The 22,025-nt window shown below is 65.1% G+C and carries 20 protein-coding genes and 1 pseudogene; 17 read left to right on the top strand and 4 right to left on the bottom strand.

What is annotated here, in order from left to right:
- The 3 genes from VML93_RS27615 to VML93_RS27605 all read right to left on the bottom strand — a co-directional run.
- Positions 1 to 459: enoyl-CoA hydratase-related protein (locus VML93_RS27615; RefSeq protein ID WP_325615439.1), on the bottom strand; the 459-nt coding region annotated here is incomplete at its 3' end.
- Between the two features lie 113 nt (positions 460 to 572).
- Positions 573 to 2,411 (bottom strand): 1-acyl-sn-glycerol-3-phosphate acyltransferase, encoded by a 1,839-nt coding sequence (locus VML93_RS27610; RefSeq protein WP_325615437.1) that lies wholly within the window; start codon positions 2,409 to 2,411, stop codon positions 573 to 575.
- Positions 2,408 to 3,919, bottom strand: a complete 1,512-nt coding sequence (locus VML93_RS27605; protein WP_325615436.1) for an HAD-IB family hydrolase — start codon at positions 3,917 to 3,919, stop codon at positions 2,408 to 2,410. Before VML93_RS27605 ends, VML93_RS27610 begins: the two co-directional genes overlap by 4 nt.
- A gap of 425 nt (positions 3,920 to 4,344) precedes the next feature.
- On the opposite strand from VML93_RS27605, the gene VML93_RS27600 reads away from it, so the two are divergent.
- The 17 genes from VML93_RS27600 (at position 4,345) to dmpG (ending at position 21,798) form a co-directional block, all read left to right on the top strand.
- Positions 4,345 to 5,445, top strand: a complete 1,101-nt coding sequence (locus VML93_RS27600; RefSeq protein WP_325615435.1) for an NAD(P)-dependent alcohol dehydrogenase — start codon at positions 4,345 to 4,347, stop codon at positions 5,443 to 5,445.
- A gap of 16 nt (positions 5,446 to 5,461) precedes the next feature.
- Positions 5,462 to 6,433 (top strand): alpha/beta hydrolase, encoded by a 972-nt coding sequence (locus VML93_RS27595; protein WP_325615434.1) that lies wholly within the window; start codon positions 5,462 to 5,464, stop codon positions 6,431 to 6,433.
- A complete protein-coding gene (locus VML93_RS27590; RefSeq protein WP_325615433.1) occupies positions 6,420 to 7,835 on the top strand; it encodes a wax ester/triacylglycerol synthase domain-containing protein in 1,416 nt (471 codons plus the stop codon). Before VML93_RS27595 ends, VML93_RS27590 begins: the two co-directional genes overlap by 14 nt.
- A 42-nt stretch (positions 7,836 to 7,877) precedes the next feature.
- Entirely contained in the window at positions 7,878 to 8,207 is a 330-nt protein-coding gene (locus tag VML93_RS27585) for a hypothetical protein (RefSeq protein ID WP_325615432.1), read from the top strand.
- Between the two features lie 165 nt (positions 8,208 to 8,372).
- Positions 8,373 to 9,704 carry a cytochrome P450 gene (locus VML93_RS27580; protein ID WP_325615431.1) on the top strand — a complete coding sequence of 444 codons (1,332 nt, stop codon included), beginning with the start codon at positions 8,373 to 8,375 and terminating at the stop codon, positions 9,702 to 9,704.
- A gap of 15 nt (positions 9,705 to 9,719) precedes the next feature.
- The gene (locus VML93_RS27575; protein ID WP_325615430.1) at positions 9,720 to 11,186 is read left to right on the top strand and encodes an aldehyde dehydrogenase; all 1,467 of its coding nucleotides are present in this window, start codon (positions 9,720 to 9,722) and stop codon (positions 11,184 to 11,186) included.
- Positions 11,187 to 11,211: 25 nt separating this feature from the next.
- On the top strand, positions 11,212 to 12,207 hold the full coding sequence (locus tag VML93_RS27570) for a PDR/VanB family oxidoreductase (RefSeq protein WP_325615429.1): 996 nt from the start codon (positions 11,212 to 11,214) through the stop codon (positions 12,205 to 12,207).
- Positions 12,204 to 13,295 carry a Rieske 2Fe-2S domain-containing protein gene (locus tag VML93_RS27565; RefSeq protein ID WP_325615428.1) on the top strand — a complete coding sequence of 364 codons (1,092 nt, stop codon included), beginning with the start codon at positions 12,204 to 12,206 and terminating at the stop codon, positions 13,293 to 13,295. The genes VML93_RS27570 and VML93_RS27565 overlap by 4 nt, the downstream gene beginning before the upstream one ends.
- 271 nt (positions 13,296 to 13,566) lie before the next feature.
- Complete coding sequence (locus VML93_RS27560) at positions 13,567 to 14,586, top strand: amidohydrolase family protein (RefSeq protein ID WP_325615438.1); 1,020 nt, start codon at positions 13,567 to 13,569, stop codon at positions 14,584 to 14,586.
- Complete coding sequence (locus VML93_RS27555; RefSeq protein ID WP_325615427.1) at positions 14,559 to 15,635, top strand: extradiol ring-cleavage dioxygenase; 1,077 nt, start codon at positions 14,559 to 14,561, stop codon at positions 15,633 to 15,635. The genes VML93_RS27560 and VML93_RS27555 overlap by 28 nt, the downstream gene beginning before the upstream one ends.
- Positions 15,632 to 16,456, top strand: a complete 825-nt coding sequence (locus tag VML93_RS27550; RefSeq protein WP_325615426.1) for an alpha/beta fold hydrolase — start codon at positions 15,632 to 15,634, stop codon at positions 16,454 to 16,456. Before VML93_RS27555 ends, VML93_RS27550 begins: the two co-directional genes overlap by 4 nt.
- Positions 16,453 to 17,751, top strand: coding sequence for an aromatic ring-hydroxylating dioxygenase subunit alpha (locus tag VML93_RS27545; RefSeq protein ID WP_325615425.1), 1,299 nt, complete (start codon positions 16,453 to 16,455; stop codon positions 17,749 to 17,751). The genes VML93_RS27550 and VML93_RS27545 overlap by 4 nt, the downstream gene beginning before the upstream one ends.
- Positions 17,748 to 18,245 (top strand): aromatic-ring-hydroxylating dioxygenase subunit beta, encoded by a 498-nt coding sequence (locus VML93_RS27540; RefSeq protein WP_325615424.1) that lies wholly within the window; start codon positions 17,748 to 17,750, stop codon positions 18,243 to 18,245. The genes VML93_RS27545 and VML93_RS27540 overlap by 4 nt, the downstream gene beginning before the upstream one ends.
- On the top strand, positions 18,242 to 19,006 hold the full coding sequence (locus VML93_RS27535) for an SDR family NAD(P)-dependent oxidoreductase (protein WP_325615423.1): 765 nt from the start codon (positions 18,242 to 18,244) through the stop codon (positions 19,004 to 19,006). Before VML93_RS27540 ends, VML93_RS27535 begins: the two co-directional genes overlap by 4 nt.
- A gap of 28 nt (positions 19,007 to 19,034) precedes the next feature.
- Positions 19,035 to 19,832 (top strand): 2-keto-4-pentenoate hydratase, encoded by a 798-nt coding sequence (locus VML93_RS27530; protein ID WP_325615422.1) that lies wholly within the window; start codon positions 19,035 to 19,037, stop codon positions 19,830 to 19,832.
- The gene (locus tag VML93_RS27525) at positions 19,829 to 20,770 is read left to right on the top strand and encodes an acetaldehyde dehydrogenase (acetylating) (protein WP_325615421.1); all 942 of its coding nucleotides are present in this window, start codon (positions 19,829 to 19,831) and stop codon (positions 20,768 to 20,770) included. Before VML93_RS27530 ends, VML93_RS27525 begins: the two co-directional genes overlap by 4 nt.
- Positions 20,767 to 21,798, top strand: coding sequence for a 4-hydroxy-2-oxovalerate aldolase (dmpG, locus tag VML93_RS27520; RefSeq protein ID WP_325615420.1), 1,032 nt, complete (start codon positions 20,767 to 20,769; stop codon positions 21,796 to 21,798). Before VML93_RS27525 ends, dmpG begins: the two co-directional genes overlap by 4 nt.
- Positions 21,799 to 21,832: 34 nt before the next feature.
- Here the strand turns inward: dmpG and VML93_RS27515 are convergent.
- Positions 21,833 to 22,025, bottom strand: a pseudogene (locus tag VML93_RS27515) (hypothetical protein); the annotation flags it as partial.

The raw sequence follows: 22,025 nt of genomic DNA, 5'->3' as shown, positions 1-22,025 counted from the left end.
GCGCGCGAGGTACGCCGTGCCGAAGCCGCCGTCGAACGAGCCCACGCGTGGACCCACCTGACCAAACGTCGCCGACGAAGCGGCGATCGTCACGTCGCACAGGACGTGGAGGACGTGTCCGCCCCCGATCGCCACACCGTTGACCGCAGCGATCACCGGCTTGGGTATGTCCCGGATCAGCCGGTGGAGTCGCTCGATCTGGAACAGCCCCGATTCGCTCGGCCCGTAGTCGCCGGTTTCGGCGCGCTGCTTCTGATCGCCGCCGGTGCAGAAGGCCTTCTCGCCGGCCCCGGTCAGGCAGATCACTCCGACTTCCGAACTCCCCCAAGCCAATTTGAACGCCCGGATCAGCTCGTCGAGGGTTCGCGCCCGAAATGCGTTGTACCGCTCGGGTCTATTGATGGTGATCCAGGCCAGGCCGTTGTCGACCTCGTAGGAAATGTCGGTGAACTCGGTCATCGGGGTTTGCCTCTCCTCATTGAAAGTCATCGAAAGCTCCGAAAGCGGCGTTATGGTCTTACCATATTACCAAAGCGATCCGGGTGCGGCTACCGCGGATGTTGCGGTCTGCCTCACACCGACACGTTGTCCTGGCGCATCTGCGCGAGTTCGCCGATCGAGCGCTGCAGATCGTCCAGCTCGGTGACGAGGGCTGCCCGATCCGCCTTCGTTCCGGCATCCGAGCCGAGCAGCCCGCGGTGCCGCGCCATCTTCAACGCGGTCGCAAACATCTCCCCGGATACCGATTCCTCGGTGATGCGGTGCTGCAGTGACCATTGCCGGCCCAGCCGAAGACACCTTTCGAGCAGCACCTGCTCGTCAACGTCGCCGGCACCGAGATTCAGCAGCTCCTCTGCCACGACCCGGTATGCGTCAATGAACGGCCTGAGGACGAGATGTGCTACCAGCAAGTCACTTTCATTCAGACCAAGTGCGGCCTCTTCGGTGTTCAACGGCGCACTGCGGTCATGGCTGCGTCCGGTCATGATCGTGAACTCGCTCCACAGCTCGTCGGCGAATTCAGCACGCCCGGCGAAGAAGAAGTCGAACTTGAGGAGTTCGCGAACCGCTAGCGCCTTCTCCCATCCGGTGAGTCTAGTGGCGCCCGGAGTCCGCACCATCGCCAGCAGGGCCAGTTCGGCGATCGCCCTCATGACCAGGACATGAATCGCGCTGTTGCGGTAGACCGCAACGATCAGGTGTTGGTCGTGGCCGATCCCCCACACCGTCGTCGGTCCCTCGGCGTAGCAGGTCAGCACACCTGATCCGACCAAGGCGTGCAACGTCTGCGACACCGTGGCGCGATCGGTGAGGTCGGCGCCACCGGCGACGGGCCAGCCGCGGGCGCGCAGGTAGTGGGCCAGCGGCGCGACGGTAGCGCACACTTCATCCAGGGTCAGGGCACGATCTTCGCCGAGCATCGCCACGCACACCGCGGCCGTCGCAGTTACCGGCGTCGCCTGGTTGAGGCGGTGGCAGACATCCAGTGCGATGCGTTCAACCACCTGTCGGTCGGTCAATCCTTCGGCACGCAACGCAACCATCCGCTCATGAAGTGGCACCGGTGCCCCGAAGTCGATGTAGATGCGTCCCAGCCGATGCCGCAGGCCGCGTGCATAACTCAGCAGCCAGCGCGCGTTCTCGGGCTTCTTGGGGAGTCCCCGCGACTCCTCAGTCATCAGTTTGACTTCGTGTAGTGGCAACTGGTCGAAGATGATCGAGACGGGCACGGCGAGTGTCTGCTCGGACCCCACGGAGTCGACCGCATCGGTCACATACCGCAGCAGCCCGTATCGCGGCGGCCGCAGCTTTCCGGTACGTGTCCGGCCCCCTTCGATCGACCACACCAGGTTGCGGCCGCTGGCCACCATCTGGCCGACGAGTGCGCGCAGGGCCAACCGGTAGACGGGGACGTCCCCGGTGGCGCGCCGCACCGGAATGAACCCGTTACGTCGGGCCACGGTGCCCAGCGGAAAGAAGTTCAGGTTGGCGCCGGCCAACCCGAAGGTCGGCGAAATCCCTCCCTGCGTCAGGTGTGGCGGCAACGAGAACTGGTCCAGATACGAGCGATGGGAGATCAGAAAGATCAGGGCGTGGTCGCGGTCCAGGGCCCGCAGCTTGGCGAGGTCGTCGTCGTCGATGACGACCTGAAACCCGCGGACCATCCACCCGGAAAGCGCATTCCAGGCGCGCACGACGGGGCGAACGTGGGTCGCCGCCATCTCACGCACGTAAGCGTTAGCCTCGTCCCGCACGTCGTCCACACCGCGGCCGAGTTGCGATGCCAATTGCGCTGTGGCCCGGAAGAATCCGTCGGAGTTCAGCAGCACCTCAGCCTCGTCCGACGACTGCATGGTGGCTGACCCGTTCGGACGCAGCAACCGCGTGAGTCGATCCGGCAGCACCGTCATCTCCGCTCCGCTGAAGCCTTCGCGATCATCTCTGACCATTGTTTCCCAACGTCGGTGCCAGGCCAATCGTCGAGGGTGTCGATGTAGAGCTGGCGCATGCGCGGTACCCACTCATCGAGATCGGCTTTCGTCCAGTCCGCCGTCGGAACCGGTTCGTGGACCACGACCTCGATCGTGCCTTCCTGGGCCACTTTCGCGTTGCGCCACATGATTTCGCCGGCGTTGCGGATGACGATCGGAACGATCGGCACCCGCGCGTCGCGGGCCAGGTGAAAGCCGCCCTTCTTGAACACACCGATTCGCGGACTCAGCGACCGGGTGCCTTCGGGCGACAGTACGATCGAAACGCCCTTGCGCAGCCTGTCCACCGCGGGTTGCATCGCCGAGATGGCCTTCGAGGTGTTGGAGCGGTCCACGAAGGCGACGTCGGCCAGCGTGAGCAGCTGACCGAGCACGGGTACTTTCTTCACCTCGGCCTTGGCCACCACGGTGAATCCACGCTGCACGACTCGTGAGGTCACCAGCGCGTCGACCAGGGTGCTCTGATGGTTGATGAAGAACACTGCCGGACGGCGCGTCGTGTGCTCTTCGCCGATGATGTCGAAATGGATGTTCGCGAATTGCGCCGCGGCGCGTCCGAACAGGGACGTGGTCAGGTCCATGCCGCCCCGTCGGTCGCGGGTCAACACCCCGGCGGTTGCGCCCACGCCCACCGCCGCGGCGAAGCCGCCGAATAGCGCCGACGTCCTGGCCACCGCCATCGGATGGAATTGGCTCCGCCTGCTCCGGAACCGCACGATCTGCCATCCGCGCTCGCCGGCGTGCCGGGCCAGCACCGACCCCGGGTTGACCGGATGCGCGAACCCGACCGCACCCAGGAAGGGCACATCCTCGTCGCCGTTGGCGTAAGCATGGCTGTCTTTCAGCGGAATTCGCTTGCGTCTGGCGAATTCTTCGACCGCCGCCAGCTTGCCTTCTCCCCACGGCGGGCGTCCTGCGATGCCGCCGGTGAGCACACCATGCTCGGTCTCGAGTTCTGTGCACAAGACGTCGTCGATACCCAGTTCGCGGGCGATGGGCTGTACCTGCATCCGGGTCGCCGAAGTCGCGATTACGACGGTGTGGCCACGGTTTTGGTGAGCCCGCACCAATCGCCACGCCCCGTGGAAGAGCGCACCGGCGATTTCCTGAGCGAACAATTGATCCCCGAGCTCCATCAGCTCGTCATCGGTGCGGCCCACCCAGCTCCGGATTCCTTGCGACAGTAGGTCTTTGAACGCGGCTTCGTCGAGCGGGCCGCCGAGTGCGGCGAGCATCGTACGGACAAACTCGTCGGGTCCCAGTTCGAAGTTGCGAGCACGGTGCGCGAGCAGCGCACCGGCTGAGTAGCCCTGGATCAGGGTTCCGTCGAAGTCGAAGAAGGCGGCGACTTTCGGCCCGCCAGGCCCCATCTTGATGCGCTCGATGAGCTCATCGACCGGGATCACCGGCGGCGGCGTACCGGTCATCTGATTCTCGCTTCGTTTTTTCGTGGCTCATGTCTCGGTAACCGCAAGCGTCTCGGTAACCGCAAGCCCGGCCCCCACACCACGCATTCCTGCCGGGGTGGTGGGGAAGGGCGGGCACACCCGCGGGGTGCGGGGCCGGTGGCTTGCGGCTGTCCCAACGCTGCGACAACCCCACTATGAAGAGTCGATCCGGTCAGGCCAAGAGTGTGAAGGCCAAATACCTCTTCTGCGGGGTAGAGAACTGCCCAATGTGGTGACGCGGCGGTACGGGCCGTTCGGCCACACTCGCAACACCGGGTTCGGCGCGGTCGATCCGCGCTCGATTGTCGGGTCCGCCCAGCAGCGCGGGAACCGCCGACGAGCGAACGGAAATTCCGTACGGCGTTCTCGCATCGGGCCAAACGCCAATAGAAAAGGGGCAACGGATGCAAATCTCAGCCGCGGTGGTGCAGGAGGTAGGCGCGCCGTTCACCCTCGCCGACGTCGACCTTCAAGAGCCGGCGCCCGACGAAGTCGTGGTGCAGATCGCCGGAGTCGGCATCTGCCACACCGATATCGCAGTCCAGCTCGGCCACCTTCCCTTCCCGCTGCCCGGCGTCCTGGGCCACGAGGGCAGCGGGACCGTGGTGTCGGTCGGTGCTGACGTCACGTCGGTCACCGTCGGTGATCACGTCGCGATCAGTTTCCACAGCTGCGGCGGATGCCCGCGTTGCGCGAAGGGGGAACCGGCGTACTGCCACAACTTCCTCGAATACAACTTCAGCGGCGTGCGCGCCGACGGGTCCTCCGGGCTGGCCTCCGCCGGAACCAAATTGGGGGCGAACTTCTTCGGCCAGTCGACCTTGGCCACCCACGCGTTGGCCCACGAACGCAACGTGGTCAAGTTACCGGCGGACGTACCGGTCGAGCTGGTGGGACCGCTGGGCTGCGGCGTCCAGACCGGGGCTGGCGCCGTGTTCAACTCACTGGACGTCCAGCCCGGATCGACGGTGGTCGTCGCCGGCGCGGGAGCGGTGGGGTTGTCCGCGGTAATGGCTGCTGTGGTGCGCGATGCCGCGGCGATCATCGCGGTCGACCTACACGAGAGCAGGCGGGCGCTGGCCGCCGAGTTCGGTGCTACCCATGTCGTTGACCCGCAGGCGGGTCCCCTGGCAGAACAGATCCGCGAGATCGCGCCGGCCGGCGCCGATTACGCCATCGACAGCACCGCGGTGAGGCCCGTCGTGGAACAGCTGCTGACCTCCCTGGGGATGCGGGGCATGCTCGGGTTGATCGGCGTGCCGGCCGATCCGCAGGCTGTCTTTTCGGTCGGGTTGTTCCAGCCGCCCCTGCTGGGCTTGACCATTCGAGGCATCGTCGAAGGCGACTCCGATCCCCAGACGTTCATCCCCTACCTGCTCGATCTGCATCGTCAGGGCAAGTTCCCGTTCGACAAGCTGATCACCACGATGCCCTTCGCCCAGATCAACGAGGCGGTCGACGCCCTGCACCGTGGCGAGGTCCTCAAGGTCGTCCTGACCCCCTGACCCGAAATCGGATGACATGGAGAACAATCCGCGCCGAAGGGCGACCACCGTTGCCGTGGCGGTCCTGGCCGGCAGCGCCGCGGCCGCGACAGCCACGCTGGTTCGGCGTGATGCCGGCAGACAGCGCACCTTGGTCTCCGGTCTGGAGTTGACCCCCGGTCACCGCGCCGGGACGGGAACACCTCTGTTGTTATTGCATGGCATCGGGGCCATCTGGCGGGCTTGGTCCCCGGTCCTGCCCTATCTGGAACCGCATCACGACGTGATCGTGCCGACCCTGCACGGGCACGCCGGCGGGCCACCATTGGATTCCGAAGTGGCGCCATCGGTGCAGGCCCTGGTTGACGGAATCGAAGAGGAGCTCGACCGCCTGGGCCTGAAAAAGGTACATATCGCCGGAAATTCGCTCGGCGGGTGGATCGGCATCGAACTTGCTCGGCGGGGACGGGCGCAATCACTTGTCCTGCTCAGCCCGGCGGGGGCCTGGCGCTCGCCGCGGCGCATCAGGGTGACCGCGCACGGCGTCAGGTTCTCCCTTGGCGCGCTCGCCCGCAACTCGCACCGCGCCGAGACCATCGCCTCGCGCCGACTGCTGCGCTGGGCGCTGCTGGCGGGCCAGGTGGCCCATCCCGGCTACCTGCCACAAGAATCGTTGGTGACCTACATCGAGGCCAGCGATCAGTCGCCGGTCGTCGAACCGCTACTGCGGGTACTGCACCGCAGTCCGGTCGAACCCTTGCCCGCCGACCGGGACTACCCCGTCCGGCTGGTCTGGGGGGAACGCGATCTCGTACTGCCCTTCAAGCATTTTGGCGCACCGATGCTCGAACGTTTACCCGGAGCGGAATTGATCCGCCTTCAGGGCGTCGGGCACGTCCCGATGTCCGACGACCCGGCCCGTGTCGCCGAACTCATATTTGAAGTAACCCGTGCCCGCGAGAGCGCGGTAGTTTCGGCACAGAGAGGTGATAGCAATGCCTGGCAATGACGCTGACGAGCTTGCCTCATGGGGCGGCGGCCAAGACCTCAGCGCGTGGGAAGCGTTGATGTGGCGCACCGATGGTGACCACCGCACCCGCTCCACCGGTGTCATGATCGAGTTGCTCGACACTGAACCGGACTGGAATCGTCTGGTGGCCGCCCACGATCGTTTCACCCAGCGGGTGCCGCGGCTGCGGGAACGTATCGTCGAGCCGGCGCTACCACTCGTTGCGCCGGCGTGGTCACCCGACCCACATTTCGACCTGGAGTATCACCTGCAACGGGTGCGGCTGCCCAATGACGGGTCGATGGCCGAACTGCACGCCGTGGCTGCCCAATTCGCGGCTCGTCCGCTGGACCCCGAGCGCCCCCCCTGGGAAGCCCTGCTGGTCCTCGGACTCAGCGGTGGTCAGGCCGCCTATCTTTTCAAACCGCATCACAGCCTGAGCGACGGGATCGGCCTGTTGCAGTTGCTGGACCTCGCCCACGGGCACGGTCGGGAACCTGGACCCGCCGACGACAGGCCGATACCCAAGCCCCGACGGAAGGAGTCACCGGAAGGGCTCCTGATAAACCGGTTGGCCGGCAAGGTCGTCAGCGTGCCGAGCAGTGCGCTACGGGAAGCATTCCACGTCGCGGGGCGGTTGGCCGGCGACCCGATCGGAACCACAAGCGACGCCGTAAAATTCGCCCTTTCGCTGCGCCGGGTGCTGATTCCGCCGGATGCACCCCACTCCCCCGCGCTCACGGGCAGCGGATCGGGTTATCGGCTGGACACCTTCGACGTCGCGTTCGATGACCTGAAAGCAGCGGGGCGGGCCGCCGGAGGTTCGGTCAACGACGCATTCCTGGCCGCTCTGCTCGGCGGAGTGCGTCGCTACCACGAAAAACTTTCTCTCACTGTCGATTCCATACCGGTCGCAATTCCGGTCAGCCTCCGCACGGACGCCGACCCGATGGGCGCCAACAAGTTCGCCGGTGCACGGTTCGTGGCGCCGGTCGGCGAACCGGATCCGAACATACGCGTCGCCGCCATCCACGAATTCGTCGCCGACGCGCGCATGGAGCCCGCGCTCGGCTTCCTCGACCTGCTCGCGCCGGTGCTGAGCCGCCTGCCGGGGATCGTGCTCACCCGCATCGCCGGTGAGATGACCGGACTGTCCGACCTGCAAGCCTCCAACCTCGGGGCGATCGGTCGTCCGCTGTATCTGGCGGGGGCACGGGTGACCCGGGTTTATCCAATGGGTCCCCGACCCGGCATCCCTGCCATGGTGGCGATGCTGACGTACGAGGGAACCTGTTGCATCGCCGTCAACTTCGACCCTGAGGCCATCGTCGACCCCGTCGCGTTCGCGACCTGCCTCCGTGAAGGGTTCGACGAGGTGATCGCGCTGGCGCGCGACAGCTGACCTAGAAAGCACCTTGCTAAACCAGAGAAGGTTGGAACCATCATGAAATTCGATGACGTAGTAGCAATTCTCGACAAATCGGTTGGCGGACCGGACGCCGACGTAGCCTCGCACGGCCCTTTCTGGCGAGACGTCACCCGAGACCGATTCGTCGAAATGAAGGTCGGCGGGCGCAAACTCGTGACCCTCGGCGACGGCGCGAACTCAAACCTGGTTTTGTCGTTGAAGGGGGCAGCGCCATTTGGCTCCGACCTGGACGACCCTCCCGCAGGCGCGGTGACCCCACAGATGCCGGCCTACCTCGATCCGGTGCCGCCGGAGGAAATCAGCGCAATCGAGCATTGGATAAACGAGGGCTGCCCCGCGGATTGACCCGCAGGTCCATGCCGACCGACGGGCCCGATTACCCCCAAAGTGGGACCGATGACCCCCCGTCATGGTGACGCACAAAGGAGCCCCTCGCGATGAGACTTGAATCACCGGCACCCCGTGCAGCCATATTGGCCACTCAAAGGTAGTAGGAAGAGGACATCCGCGATGACGACCATCCAACCCACCGAAGAAGCCGTTCTTCCCGACGAGGTCGCACGTCGGCTCGTACTTCCCGAGGGCCACTCCGATCTCACCGCGCTACACGAGGCGTACAAGTGGCTACGCGACAACATGCCGGTGGCGAAGGCGGTCGTCGAGGGCTACGACCCCATCTGGTTGGTCAGCAAGCACGCCGACATCCAAGAGGTCGAGAGCCTGTCGGAAGTGTTTGCCGCCGGCGGCGGCGCCGAGAACGCCGGTTCACACAACCCGATCCTGCAGAACACCGCCGGCGACGAGTTCACCAAGCAACTCCTCGGCGGCAGTCTGCGTATCCTCGATGCCCTGCCGTACGTAGACCCGCCCGAGCACACCTCCATGAAGAACATGGCTTTCGGCTATTTCAAGCCCCCCTCGGTCAGGAAGTTGGAAGACCAGATCCGTGAGCTCGCCAACGAGTCCATCGAGCGTCTCAAGCAGGTTTCGGATCGTGGCGAGATCGACCTCGTCGACGACTGGGCACTCGGCTTCCCGCTCCACGTGATCATGACGCTGCTAGGGGTTCCGCCCGAAGATGAGCCGCGGATGATGGCGCTCACCCAGGAGTTCTTCGGCACCGCCGATCCGGAGCATCAGCGTGAGGACGTGGCAGCGCTGACCCCGGAAGCAATGGCCCAACAGTTCTCGAACACCATCCAAGACTTCTTCGCCTACTTCGATGCATTGGCCGAAGACCGGCGCGCCCAGCCCCGCGACGACCTGGCCTCCGTGGTCGCCTGCGCCAAGACATCCGACGGTGAGTACATGCCCAAGACCTGGGTCTACGGCTGGTACACGGCCATCTTCACCGCGGGTCACGACACCACCTCGGCAACCCTGGCCGGCACGCTGCAGCAGTTGGCCCGCCACCCCGAGATCCTTGCGCGGGTCAAAGCCGACCCGAGCTTAGTGCCCGACCTCATCCAGGAGGGCTTGCGGTACGTGGCACCGGTCAAGCACTTCATGCGCCGCGCGCTATCGGATTACACGTTGCGCGGGCAGACCATCAAAGCCGGGGACAGGGTGATGCCACTGTTCCAGTCGGGCTGCCGCGACGAGGAAGTCTTCGACCACCCGGACGAGTTCGACATCGACCGCAAGCCCAACCCGCACCTCGCGTTCGGCTTCGGTGCGCACACCTGTGTCGGCCAGCATCTGGCCAAACAGGAACTCAAGGTCATGTTCGAGGAACTGCTCCCCCGCCTGGAGTCGATCGAGGTGACCGGATCGGGCAGCGTGACGCAAACCAATTTCGTCGGTGGCCTCAAGCACCTGCCCGCCAAAGTCACCATCTCCTGAACGGCTGGAACATCAATGAGCACAATCGATTACCCCCAGCTCTACATCGGCGGTACGTGGACCGGGCCCGCCGGCCACGACACCATCGAGGTCCATTCCGCGACCACCGAGGACCGGATCGGTTCAGTGCCCAGGGGCAGCGAGGCCGATATCGACGCCGCCGTCGCGGCGGCGCGGGCTGCCTTCGACGCGCCCGACGGCTGGGCAACCTGGGATCCCAAGGAGCGCGCCGACGTCCTGGAACGCTTCGCGGTGGAACTGGAAGCCCGCGGCGCCGAGACGGCGCGACGCGTGTCGATGCAGAACGGGATGCCGATCTGGCTCGCCCAGCAGTTCGAGGCAGGCTTTCCGCCGTTGCTGCTGCGCTACTACAGCGACCTGATGACCAGTGCACCAGTCGAGGAATCCCGTCCCGGCATGCTCGGCGGCACATCGCTGGTCTCCAAGCAACCCATCGGCGTCGTCGGTGCGATCGTGCCGTGGAATGTCCCGCAAGGGATTTCGTTCCTGAAGATCGCGCCTGCGTTGGCGGCCGGCTGCTCTATGGTCCTCAAACCCGCCGAAGAAACCGTGCTCGACGCATTCCTGATGGCCGAAGCCGCGGCCGCGGCGGGCCTGCCCGAGGGGGTCATCAACGTCGTTCCCGGTGGCCGTGAAGTGGGCGCGTACCTGGTCGAACACCCGGGGGTGGACAAGGTCTCGTTCACCGGCTCCAGCGTCGCGGGCCGCTGGATCGCCGAGGCTTGTGGACGGCTGCTGCGGCCGGTGACCCTCGAACTCGGCGGCAAGTCCGCGGCAATCGTCCTCGACGACGCCGATCTGGCCGGCTCCATGGAGCAATTCTTCGGGGTCACTTTGCTCAACAATGGTCAAATCTGTTGGCTCAACACCCGGATACTGGCTCCTCGCAGCCGATACAACGAAATCGTCAATGCGATAACCGATTTAGCGCGCTCGCTGAAGATCGGCGATCCGCTCGATCCGGAGACCAAGGTCGGTCCGCTGGTCTCCAAGCGGCAGCGTGAGCGCGTCGAAGGCTACATTGCCAAGGGCAAGAGTGAAGGTGCCCGAATGACCACGGGCGGTTCGCGGCCAGCCGGGTTCGACCGAGGCTGGTTCCTCCAACCCACGATCTTCGCCGATTTGGACAACAATGCGACGGTGTCGCGTGAAGAGATCTTCGGCCCGGTGCTGTCACTGATCCCGTACTCCGACGAACAGGAAGCCGTGGCGATCGCGAACGACAGCATCTATGGCCTGGGCGGGAGCGTGTGGTCATCGGATCCCGAACGCGCGGCCAACGTCGCCCGCCGCGTTCGCTCCGGGACAGTCGGGATCAACCACTACGTCAACGATCCCGTCGCCCCGTTCGGCGGCATCAAGCAAAGCGGCATGGGCCGCGAACTCGGCCCAGAAGGGCTGTCCCCCTTCCAGGTGTACAAGACCATCTACCTGCCGCCGCCGGCACCGGCCGCCGGTTAGCACAGACAATTGGAGCGAGTAACCGATGTCTGCGCCCGCCGTTACCACGCCCAGCGCCAACGTTCATGAATTCACAACGGATCTGGTTGTCCGGCGCCGCGTCACCCCCGCGGACGGCGTGATATTGCTTGACCTTGCCCATCCGGAGAATGAAAACCTGCCGCGCTGGGAACCGGGAGCGCATATCGACTTGATTCTGGAAGATGGCTTGACCCGCCAATATTCGTTGTGTGGTGATCCTCAGGATTCGAGCATATGGCGCGTTGGGGTCTTGCTCGATCCCAACAGTCGCGGCGGCTCACGATACGTTCACGAGAACCTCAACGAGGGAGCGACCGTCCGAGTACGCGGCCCCCGCAACCACTTTCCGCTTGTCGACGCGCCGCACTATCGATTCATCGCCGGGGGTATCGGCATCACTCCGATCTTCGCGATGCTCGAGGCCGTGCAGCGGGCAGGTGGTGACTGGACACTGCTGTATGGCGGCCGGACCAGCGCGTCCATGGCTTTTGCGGAGGAACTCGCCACGCGCTACCCCGAGCGCGTTACCGTGTGGCCTCAGGACGAACGGGGTCTGCTCGACCTGGAATCGCTTTTCAAGAATCCCGAAGACAACACCTTGGTGTACTGCTGCGGACCCGAAGTACTCCTGTCGGCCGTGGAGCAACACAGCGCACACTGGCCGGCGGGGATCCTCCATATCGAACGGTTCGCCGCCAAGGCACCCACCGCCGAGCAGGCGGCCGCGGCCCTCGAGCAGTTCGAGGTCGTGTGCCAGCGCTCCGGCCGGTCCTTTGAGATAACATCGGACCAGTCGATACTGGAAGTCCTTGAGGAAGAGGGCATTCCAATTCTCGGTAGCTGCTATGAAGGGGTCTGCGGCACCTGCGAGGCCAGGGTGCTGGAGGGAATCCCGGACCAGCGCGATTCGGTGCTCACCGATGCCGAGAAAGCCGCCGGCGAAGTGATGTTGATCTGCGTGTCGCGCTCTTGCACCGAAAGGCTGGTGCTGGACCTGTGAAAACCAACTACCCGAAGAAGTGCTGGTACGTCGCGGGCACCTGCGACGAGATCGCTGAATCGCCGCTGGGCCGCCGCCTACTGGGCAAGGATGTCGTGTTGTGGCGCGGCGCCAGTGGCCGCGTCACCGCATTCGAAAACCGCTGCGCGCACCGGGCATTTCCGCTGTCGCACAGCAGCATCGACGGAGACCGGTTGGTCTGCGGATACCACGGGTGTACCTACGACGCCACCGGCAAGTGCGTTCACATACCGTCTCAGCCCCACGTCCCGACCGGGATGAAGGTGCGTGTGTTCCCCGTGCTTGAGCGACCACCTTTCATCTGGATCTGGCTGGGAGAGCCGACCGCTGCCGCCGGCATCGAACCGCCGCCTACTCCGTGGATCACTGACACGGCGTGGACAACGTTTGCCAGCGCCTGGCAGGTACGCGCCAATTACATGATGGTGCACGAACATTACCTGGACTTCAGCTATGCGCCCATCCTCCATCGGCGCGACATACCGGCGGAAATCGAGAGCATGCCGGCATTCAACGACGTCGAAGTCACCGAAACCGCTGTGTCCTACACACGGTTGTTGCCGGACGGACACCTCACCGATTGGCATGCGGATGCCACCGGACTGGACCGGGCACACATGTACCAGCACCGAGAAGGCGGGACGTTCGCCTCGCCGGCTGTGCACCATCAATATTGGGCTATCGAAACACCAGATGGCCACGTGTACACCACCACTCGATTACACGGCATCACACCCGAGACTGAAACGTCGAGTCACGTCTTTATGCAGTCGTCACGTAACTACCGACTGGATGACGATGCGGTGACGAGTCGCCTGCGGACGTTCCTGTCCGGAGTCGCCGAACGCGACACTGCGGTTTTGGAGATGGCGTCCGACCACTCGGGATACGACGGATGGCGAGGCGGGGTCGAGTTCCAGGCGGACGCGGCCGCCCTGCGCGCTCGACGCATTGTCGGGGTGATGCTGGCCAAAGAAGCGGGCCGCGCCGCAATCCGGCCCGGCTTGGCGCCGAATACCAGGAGTGACACGCTCAGCCCCCTTCGCTCCGTAACGGCGAATGATTAACCACGCACACTAATCCCGGCTCCGAGGTCCCTTTTCCAACCGGTCACCGAAGGAACCGTCTGCCACAGATAGCCGTCGGTGTCGACCTTCCTTCGCGACGAGACCGCCAAAGGGATCGGTACGTAGGTCAATCGGCGCATGTCGGCCACTTCCACCACCAGGCCAACGAGACTCTGACTATTATGTATGCACATATTGAATTATGCATCCATAATAGGTATCGTGTGAGACACCACCCGGCCGCCTCGGCTTACTTGCTCGGAGATGAACCATCAACACTCATCCAGGCACCCCCGCAGGGATCGTCGACGTCCACACCCACGCCATCGACGAGCAGCTGCCGGATCTGTCGCAGCACTATCCACTCGACCGCTGGCCGGGCATCGAGCGCACCAGCGAGACCGACGCACTCCTGACGTTCGGTGGGGTTCCCTACCGCCGGATCGATCACCGCTGTTGGTCAGCCGAGGCCCGGCTCGCCGACATGGATCGTGAAGCCGTTGCCGTACAGGTTCTTTCACCGATTCCAGTGACATTCTGTTACCAGGCTTCGGCGGCCGGCGGGGCCGAGCTCGCGGCGGCTCAGAACGAGTTCTTCGCCCGGATCCTGCGTCAGCACCCGACCCGCTTCGCCGCGCTGGGCGCGGTCGCCCTGCAGGACCCCGACCTCGCGGTCGACGAGATGCGGCGCTGCATGCGCCAGCCGGGATTCCTCGGTGTCGAAATCGGCACCCGGGTCGCCGGGCGCGAACTCGGCGACGAGTGCTTCGACAGGTTCTTTGCCATCGCCGCCGAACTCGGCGCCCTCGTGTTCGTGCATCCCAGTGACCAGGACCTGCCGCCCCGGGTGACCGAGCTGGGACTCGGCTTCGGTGCCGGCATGCCGACCGAGACCGCGCTGGCCGCTGCGGCGCTGATCGTCGGCGGCGCACTCTCACGTCGCCCGGGGGTGCGCATCTGTCTCGCGCACGGCGGCGGGGCTCTGCCCGCGCTGATCGGCCGCCTGGACAAGGGGAAATTGATCGCCGGAGCGAGCGCCGACTCCCCCGACTTACCGAGCCGTCTTGCTGGCCAAATATGGTGTGACTCATTGACATACGGCCGCCATACGCTAGCGGCAGCAATCGACGTCTTCGGCCGCGACCACGTCGTTTTCGGATCCGACTATCCCTTCCCGGCAATGCCGGAGCCGCTCGACGACATCGTCGCCAACCTACCCGCCGACCTGCGGCAACGGATCCGTCGCACCAACTTGGAGGAATCATGGCGCATTTCCTGGGTCTCGGCCTGACCCACTATCCGCTGCTGGCCGGCACGGACGAGCACATGGCGTCCCTGTTGCGCTGGACGCTGGCCGATCCCGACATTCCAGCCGAGGCGAAGGACCCGGCCAACTGGCCGGAGTCGATGCGCGCCGAGTGGGGCGCAGACCGCGGTGTAGCTGCGGCCGCTCATCACCGAAAGCTGTTGGTGGAGAACCTTGCCCGCTGCCGCGAGGCCCTGGACGAGTTCCAACCCGACGTGCTGGTGGTGTGGGGCGACGACCAGTACGAGAACTTCCGCGAAGAGGTCGTTCCGCCGTTCTGCGTGCTGGCGTACGGCGACGTCGAGGTAGACCAGTTCGAGGTGATGACCAGGCGGGGCAGCCCCAACGCGTGGGGTCTGCCCGACGACACGACGATGACGTTGCACGGCGACGACGATGGCGCCAGGCGGCTCGCCGACCAGTTGCTCGAACGCGGCTTCGACGTGGCGTACTCGTATCAGAAACGGACCAATTCGCCTTTCCCGCATGCCATCGCAAACACCCAGCTGTTCCTGGACTATCCGCACGCCGGGCGCGAGTTCCCCTACCGGATGATTCCGATCACCGTGAACTGCTACGGCCAGCATGCGATCGCGCGGCACGGCGGGCTGGCGCGGTTCGCCGACATCGCCAAGGAGAGACTGGATCCGGTCGGCCCCTCCCCCGCGCGGTGCTTCGCACTGGGCCGGGCCGTGGCACAGTCGTTCGCCGACACCGACCTTCGGATCGCGCTGGTCGCCTCGTCGAGTTGGTCGCACGCCTTCCTCGCCGACAAGACCTGGCACATCACCCCGGACACCGAGGCAGATCTGCGGCTCTACGACCTGTTCGCCGCGCGTGACTGGGCCAAGTGGAACGAGACCACCACCGCCGAAATCGTCGACGCGGGACAGCACGAAATGCTGAATTGGTTCTGCCTGACCGGCGCCGCCGATGAACTCGGCCTCGAGCTCGCGTGGTCGGAGCTCGTCACCACGGATGTTTTCAACTCCAACAAGTGTTTTGCCGTGTTCCAGGAAGGACCTCAACGATGACGACGTCGATAGTATCGGCACAAACGATCAATGCCGGAGGTATCGAAACCAGCTATCTCGAGGCCGGCTCTGGTCCACCCGTGCTCATGCTGCACGGCTCGGGGCCGGGTGTGTCGGCAACGGCCAATTGGCAGTACAACATTCCGGTTCTGGCCGAGAAGTTCCGCGTGCTGGCCCCCGACATCGTCGGCTTCGGGGCCACCGAGCGTCCCACCGACATCGTTTATTCGCTGCGGTCCTGGACCGACCACACCTGGGCGTTTCTCGACGCGCACGGCATCGAGAAGGCGGCAATCGTCGGCAACTCCCTGGGTGGGCGCATCGCGGTGCAGATGGCCACCGACCACCCCGAGCGGATCTCCCGGATGGTGCTGATGGGCGCACCTGGCGTGGGAATGACGTTGACCGAAGGACTCGCTGCGCTGCGCGCGTACGAGCCGTCACACGAGGCGATGCGCGACATGCTGCGCAACTACTTCGCCGTCGACCCGAACCTGATCACCGATGAGCTGGTGGCGATCCGATACGAAGCCAGCATCGCTGACGGCGCCTTCGAGACCTACCGCGCGATGTTCTTCGATCCGCGGCACAAGGGATCCGAACTCGGCGTCACCGAAGACGAGGTGCGCACGATCGCCACGCCCACGTTGCTCGTTCACGGCCGCGAGGACAAGGTGGTGCCGTTGTCGGTGTCGCTCACGATGCTGGGCCTGCTGCCCAACGCCGACCTGCATGTGTTCAGCCGCTGCGGACACTGGACCCAGATCGAGCGGGCTGACGAATTCTCCGCGCTGGTCTACGACTACCTGGGGCGATCATGAGTTCCAATGTCGAAACCTCGGTGCCTGACGTTGCGATCCAACCGATGGTGGTCGACGACCAGGCCAACCACACTTTCCGGGTGCACCGCTCGTCGATGACCTCGCCTGAGGTGCATCGGGCCGAGATCGAGCGGATCTTCGCCAAGTCATGGCTCTACGTCGGGCACGAGTCGGAAATTCCGAACCCGGGCGACTTCGTGCGCCGGCCACTGGCAGGCCGGCCGATCTTGATGGTCCGCGGCGTCAACAGCGGGAACATCAACGTGTTCCACAACTCGTGCACCCATCGCGGCGCGCTGGTGTGCCGCCAGGATTCGGGCACCGCCAAGGTGTTCGCCTGCTTCTACCACGCCTGGTCCTTCGACACCGAGGGGCGACTCAAGGGCGTGCCGGACCGCGACGCCTACGCGGGCGGGGTGAAGTTCGACGAGCTGGGCTTGAAGCGGGTGGCACGTGTCGAGTCCTACCGCGGCTTCGTATTCGCCAGCTTCGATCCCGACATCGTCGATTTGCCAACCTATCTCGCCGGCGCCAAGGAGTACATCGACCTGGTGATCGACGGGTGCGGCGGCAATGTCGAGCTGGCCAGAGGCACCCACGAGTACAGCTTCACCGCGAACTGGAAGCTGTTGGTGGAAAACAGCATTGATGGCTACCACGCCCAGTCCACCCACGACACCTACTTCAAGTACCTGGTGTCGATCGGCACCGATCTGCAGGGCGGCGTCAAGGGCCGGGCGGTCGCGCTGGGTAACGGGCACGCGGTGATCGAGTATTCCGCGCCGTGGGGGCGTCCGGTCGCCAAGTGGGAGCCGCTGTTCGGGGAGGACGCCCGTGACGAAATCGACCGGCTGCGTGCCGATCTGGTGAGCCGATACGGGGAGGAGCGGGCCCACATGATGTCCGAGGTGAACCGCAACCTGTTGATCTACCCCAACCTGATCATCAACGACATCATGGCGGTCACGGTGCGCACGCTGTTCCCGTCTGTGCCTGATCGGGTGGATGTCACGGCTTGGCAGCTCGCGCCCTGCGACGAACTGCCCAGCCTGCGGCAGCGTCGGCTCGACAGCTTCCTGACGTTCCTGGGCCCGGGCGGCTTCGCCACCCCCGACGACGTCGAGGCACTGGAGTCCTGCCAGCAGAGCTACGCCGGCGGCGGCGTCGAATGGAGCGACATCTCCCGGGGAATGGGACGCGGACCGATGGCCAACGACGAGGAGCAGATGCGCGAATTTTGGCGGCGCTGGCAACAGCAGATGGGCGCCGCAGCGGATTTGGCGGGTGCCCGATGACGGCCACCGCGGTGACGGTTGGCCGTCAGCAGGTGGAGGACTTCCTGTACGCCGAGGCCGCCCTGCTTGACGCGTGGTCGCTGGACGACTGGCTACTGCTATTCGATGAGGACGTCAAGTACGAGGTGCCCTGCAACGACACCCCCGACGGCGATCCCCACACCGACCTGATGCTCATCGACGATAACTACGCGCGTCTGCGGGCACGGGTGGCGCGGCTCAACAGCCGCCGCGCCCATCGCGAATACCCGCACTCCCGCACCAACCACCAGATCTTCAATGTCCGGGTGGCCGACCCGGACGAAGACGGTCAGATCGGCGTGTCGGCGTCCTTCACGGTGTGGCGGTTCCGCGGCAGCAAGACGAGCTGCTACGTCGGGCGTTACCGCTACCGACTTCGACTGTCCGACAAGGGGTTCCGGATCGCCTTGAAGCGGGCCGAGCTCGACATGACGGATCTGCGCGCCGTCTCCGACGTGGCGATCATATTATGAGCACCGCGCTGACGGGCCGGGCCGCCATCGTCACCGGAGCCGCGTCTGGCATCGGGTTAGGTATCACGCGGCGGCTGACCGCCGACGGTGCCCGCGTCTTCGTTGCAACGCGGTCGAAAGAGGACCTCAAGAAGGTGCTCGATCAGGTTGACGTCGCCGGCGGATTCGTCGGCGAACTGCATGAGCCTGGCACGGCCGACGACTTGACCGCGGCGGCGGTCGAAACTCTCGGCCATGTGGACGTACTGGTCAACAATGCGGGCGGTGGGGTGATCCGGCCGACGCTGGAGCACACCGAAGAGTCGCTGCGGGCCACCGTCGACAACAACCTGTGGACGACGATCTACTGCGTGCGAGCGACGCTGCCGCACATGGTGTCTCGCGGCCACGGCCGCATCATCAACATCGGCGCCGATTCGGTGCGCACCGGATTGATGGACCACGCGATGTACAACGCCGCGAAAGGCGGTGTGCATGCAATGGTCAGCGGCCTGGCCCGCGAGTTCGCGACTGCCGGCATCACGGCCAACACCGTGGCACCGTGCTATGTCCGGACCCCAGAGCTGGTGGAGTTGGCCGAATCCGGCCAAGCACCGCCACGATTCGCACAAGTCATCGCGGAAGGAACCGCGATCGTGCCGCTCGGACGCCCGGGCGATCCGGCGGAGGTCGCGGCCGTTGTCGCCTTCCTTGCTGCCGAGGACAGCCGATTCATCACTGGGCAAACGATTTACGTCAACGGCGGCAGCAGCATGGGCTGATGCCCTTCACCACAACCCGAAGGAATCCATGACCACCTCGACACTGCCGCTGCGCGAGGCGGCGGACCGGTTGATCGCAGCCGCAGCTACGCCACGGCAATGCGACCCGGTGCGTGACATCCTGGGCGACCGCGACATCGCGGCGGCCTACGCGGTGCAGAGACTGCTCACCGAGGACTCGCTGACGCGCGGCCGCCGGATCGTCGGGCACAAGATCGGTCTGACTGCCCCGGCGGTGCAGCGACAACTCGGTGTCGACCAACCCGATTCCGGGGTGCTGTTCGCCGACATGCAGGTGGCCACCGGTGCCACCGTCGCGACCGGAAAGCTGCTGCAGCCCAAGGTCGAAGCCGAGATAGCCTTCATCCTCGCCGATGACCTCGACGGTGACCTGTCAGAATCACGGATCAGAGCCGCGGCCGGCGTCGCGGTGCCGGCCATCGAGATCGTCGACTCCAGGGTGTGCGACTGGTCGATCAGCATCGTCGACACCATCGCCGACAATGGCTCGTCTGCCCTGTTCGTGTTGGGTTCGGAAACCGCGGCCGCCGCTGACCTCGACTTCGCGTCGCGCACAATGCGGCTCACCGAGGACGGCACGCCAGTATCCACAGGTAGGGGTTGGGACTGCCTGGGCAGTCCACTCAACGCCCTGCGGTGGCTGGCCCGTACCGCCCAGGACAACGGCTCTCCCCTGCGCGCCGGCCACATCGTGCTTTCCGGTGCGCTGGGCCCGATGGTGCCGGTGAGTCCGGGCAGCACGTATGTCGCCGAGATCGACGGTGTCGGTTCGGTCGAGGTGTCGTTCGCCGAGGTGACCCGATGACCCGAACCAAGGTCGCCGTCGTCGGCTCGGGCAATATCGGCACGGACCTGATGTTCAAAGTGCTGCGGCTGTCGCAAAAACTTGAGATGGGCGCGATGGTCGGGATCGATCCGGACTCCGACGGGTTACGCCGGGCACAGCGACTCGGTGTGCCGACGACCGCCGGCGGCGTGCGTGGACTGATCGAAATGCCCGAGTTCAACGACATCGCCGTGATTTTCGACGCGACCTCCGCGGGGGCTCATATCGCAAACGCGAAACTCCTCGCACCCCAAGGCAAGAGGCTGGTCGACCTCACACCGGCGGCCATTGGCCCGTTCGTGGTTCCGGCCGTGAACCTGCACGAACATCTCGACAGCCCGAACGTCAACATGGTGACTTGCGGTGGACAGGCCACGATCCCCGTTGTCGCGGCCGTCGCCGCCACCACGCCGGTGCTATACGCCGAGATCGTCGCCTCAATCGCATCGAAGTCAGCTGGGCCGGGCACCCGGGCCAACATCGATGAGTTGACCGAAACCACTTCCAGGGCATTGGAGGTCGTCGGCGGCGCGAAAAGGGCGAAGGCCATCATCGTGCTTAACCCCGCCGATCCCCCGCTGATCATGCGCGACACCGTGCACTGCCTGATCGGCGAGGCCGACCTCGACGCAGTCGAAGCCAGCGTGGTTGCGATGGTCGACCACGTCGCCGCCTACGTTCCCGGTTACCGACTCAAGCAAAAAGTGCAATTCCGCAAGCTCGAATCCGACGACCCCGCCAATGATTTGGTCGATACCGAAGACGGCCCCGTGCGCTGGCAGGTGTCGGTGTACCTGGAAGTCGAGGGTGCTGCGCATTACCTGCCGGCCTACGCCGGAAACCTCGACATCATGACCTCGGCCGCACTGCGGGTCGGCGAAAACATCACCGCGCCAACACAAGAACGAGTATCATGACACAGCTGTACGTCCAGGACGTCACCCTGCGCGACGGTATGCACGCCGTCCGCCATCGGCTGCCGGTCGACCGCCTGCGCCAGATCGCTGGCGCCCTCGACGCCGCAGGGGTAGCCGCCATCGAAGTGGCCCATGGCGACGGTCTGGCCGGCTCCAGCCTCACCTACGGACCTGCTAGCTCGACCGACGGGCAGTGGATCGCTGCCGCGGCCGAGGTGGTCAAGAAAGCTCGGCTGACGACACTGCTGCTGCCCGGGATAGGCACTATCCACGACCTTGTCGCCGCCCACGATCTCGGTGTCACCTCGGTGCGGATCGCCACCCACGCCACCGAGGCTGACATCGCCGAGCAACACATCGCCAAGGCGCGCGACCTGGGCATGGATGTGTCGGGCTTCCTGATGATGGCCCACATGGCGACACCGAATGTCCTTGCGGGACAGGCGAAGCTGATGGAGGACGCCGGAGCACACTGTGTGTATGTCACCGACTCGGGTGGACGGCTGACGATGACCGGCGTGCGAGACCGAGTGCGCGCTTACCGCGATGTTCTGAAGCCGGAAACCCAGATCGGTATCCACGCACACGAGAACCTGTCGCTCTCGGTGGCCAACTCGGTGGTCGCTGTGGAGGAAGGCGTCTACCGGGTTGACGCCTCGCTATGCGGACACGGCGCCGGGGCGGGCAATTGCCTGATCGAGGCATTCGTCGCCGTCGCCGAACTGTATGGCTGGCAGCATGGTTGCGATTTGTTCGCGCTGCAGGACGCTGCCGAGACGCTTGTCCGACCGATCCAGGACCGGCCGGTGCGCGTAGACAGGGAAACCCTGACGCTGGGCTATGCGGGGGTGTACTCCAGCTTTCTGCGTCACGCCGAAAACGCCGCGCAGGAGCACAGCCTGGACGTGCGCGACATCCTCGTCGAGGTCGGCCGACGCGGTCTGGTCGGCGGCCAGGAAGACATGATCGGCGACGTCGCACTGGATTTGGTCGCGACCGTGGCGGTCACGGCCAGGACTCGACGCTGACCGTGCGCGCCGAGCCGACTCTCGCCCAAAGAGTTCATCCCGGATCACTCGCCGGCCGCACTCGGCGCGCGCCATAAAGCAATACGTCACCCCGTATCCCTTTGAGATGACGTGCTTCTGGAACTGACCACTCGATGCCGTCTCGATTGCCAATCGCCTGGCGCGCAGCCTCGGTCACCCGCACCGTGCTGGCGGGTGCCACGCCGGTAACCCGGCTGGCGAGGTTG

It is taken from the genome of Mycobacterium sp., assembly GCF_035499775.1.
Lineage (GTDB): Bacteria > Actinomycetota > Actinomycetes > Mycobacteriales > Mycobacteriaceae > Mycobacterium.
The sequence above is the reverse complement of the archived record's forward strand: the minus strand, read 5'-3'. Positions and strand labels throughout refer to the sequence as shown.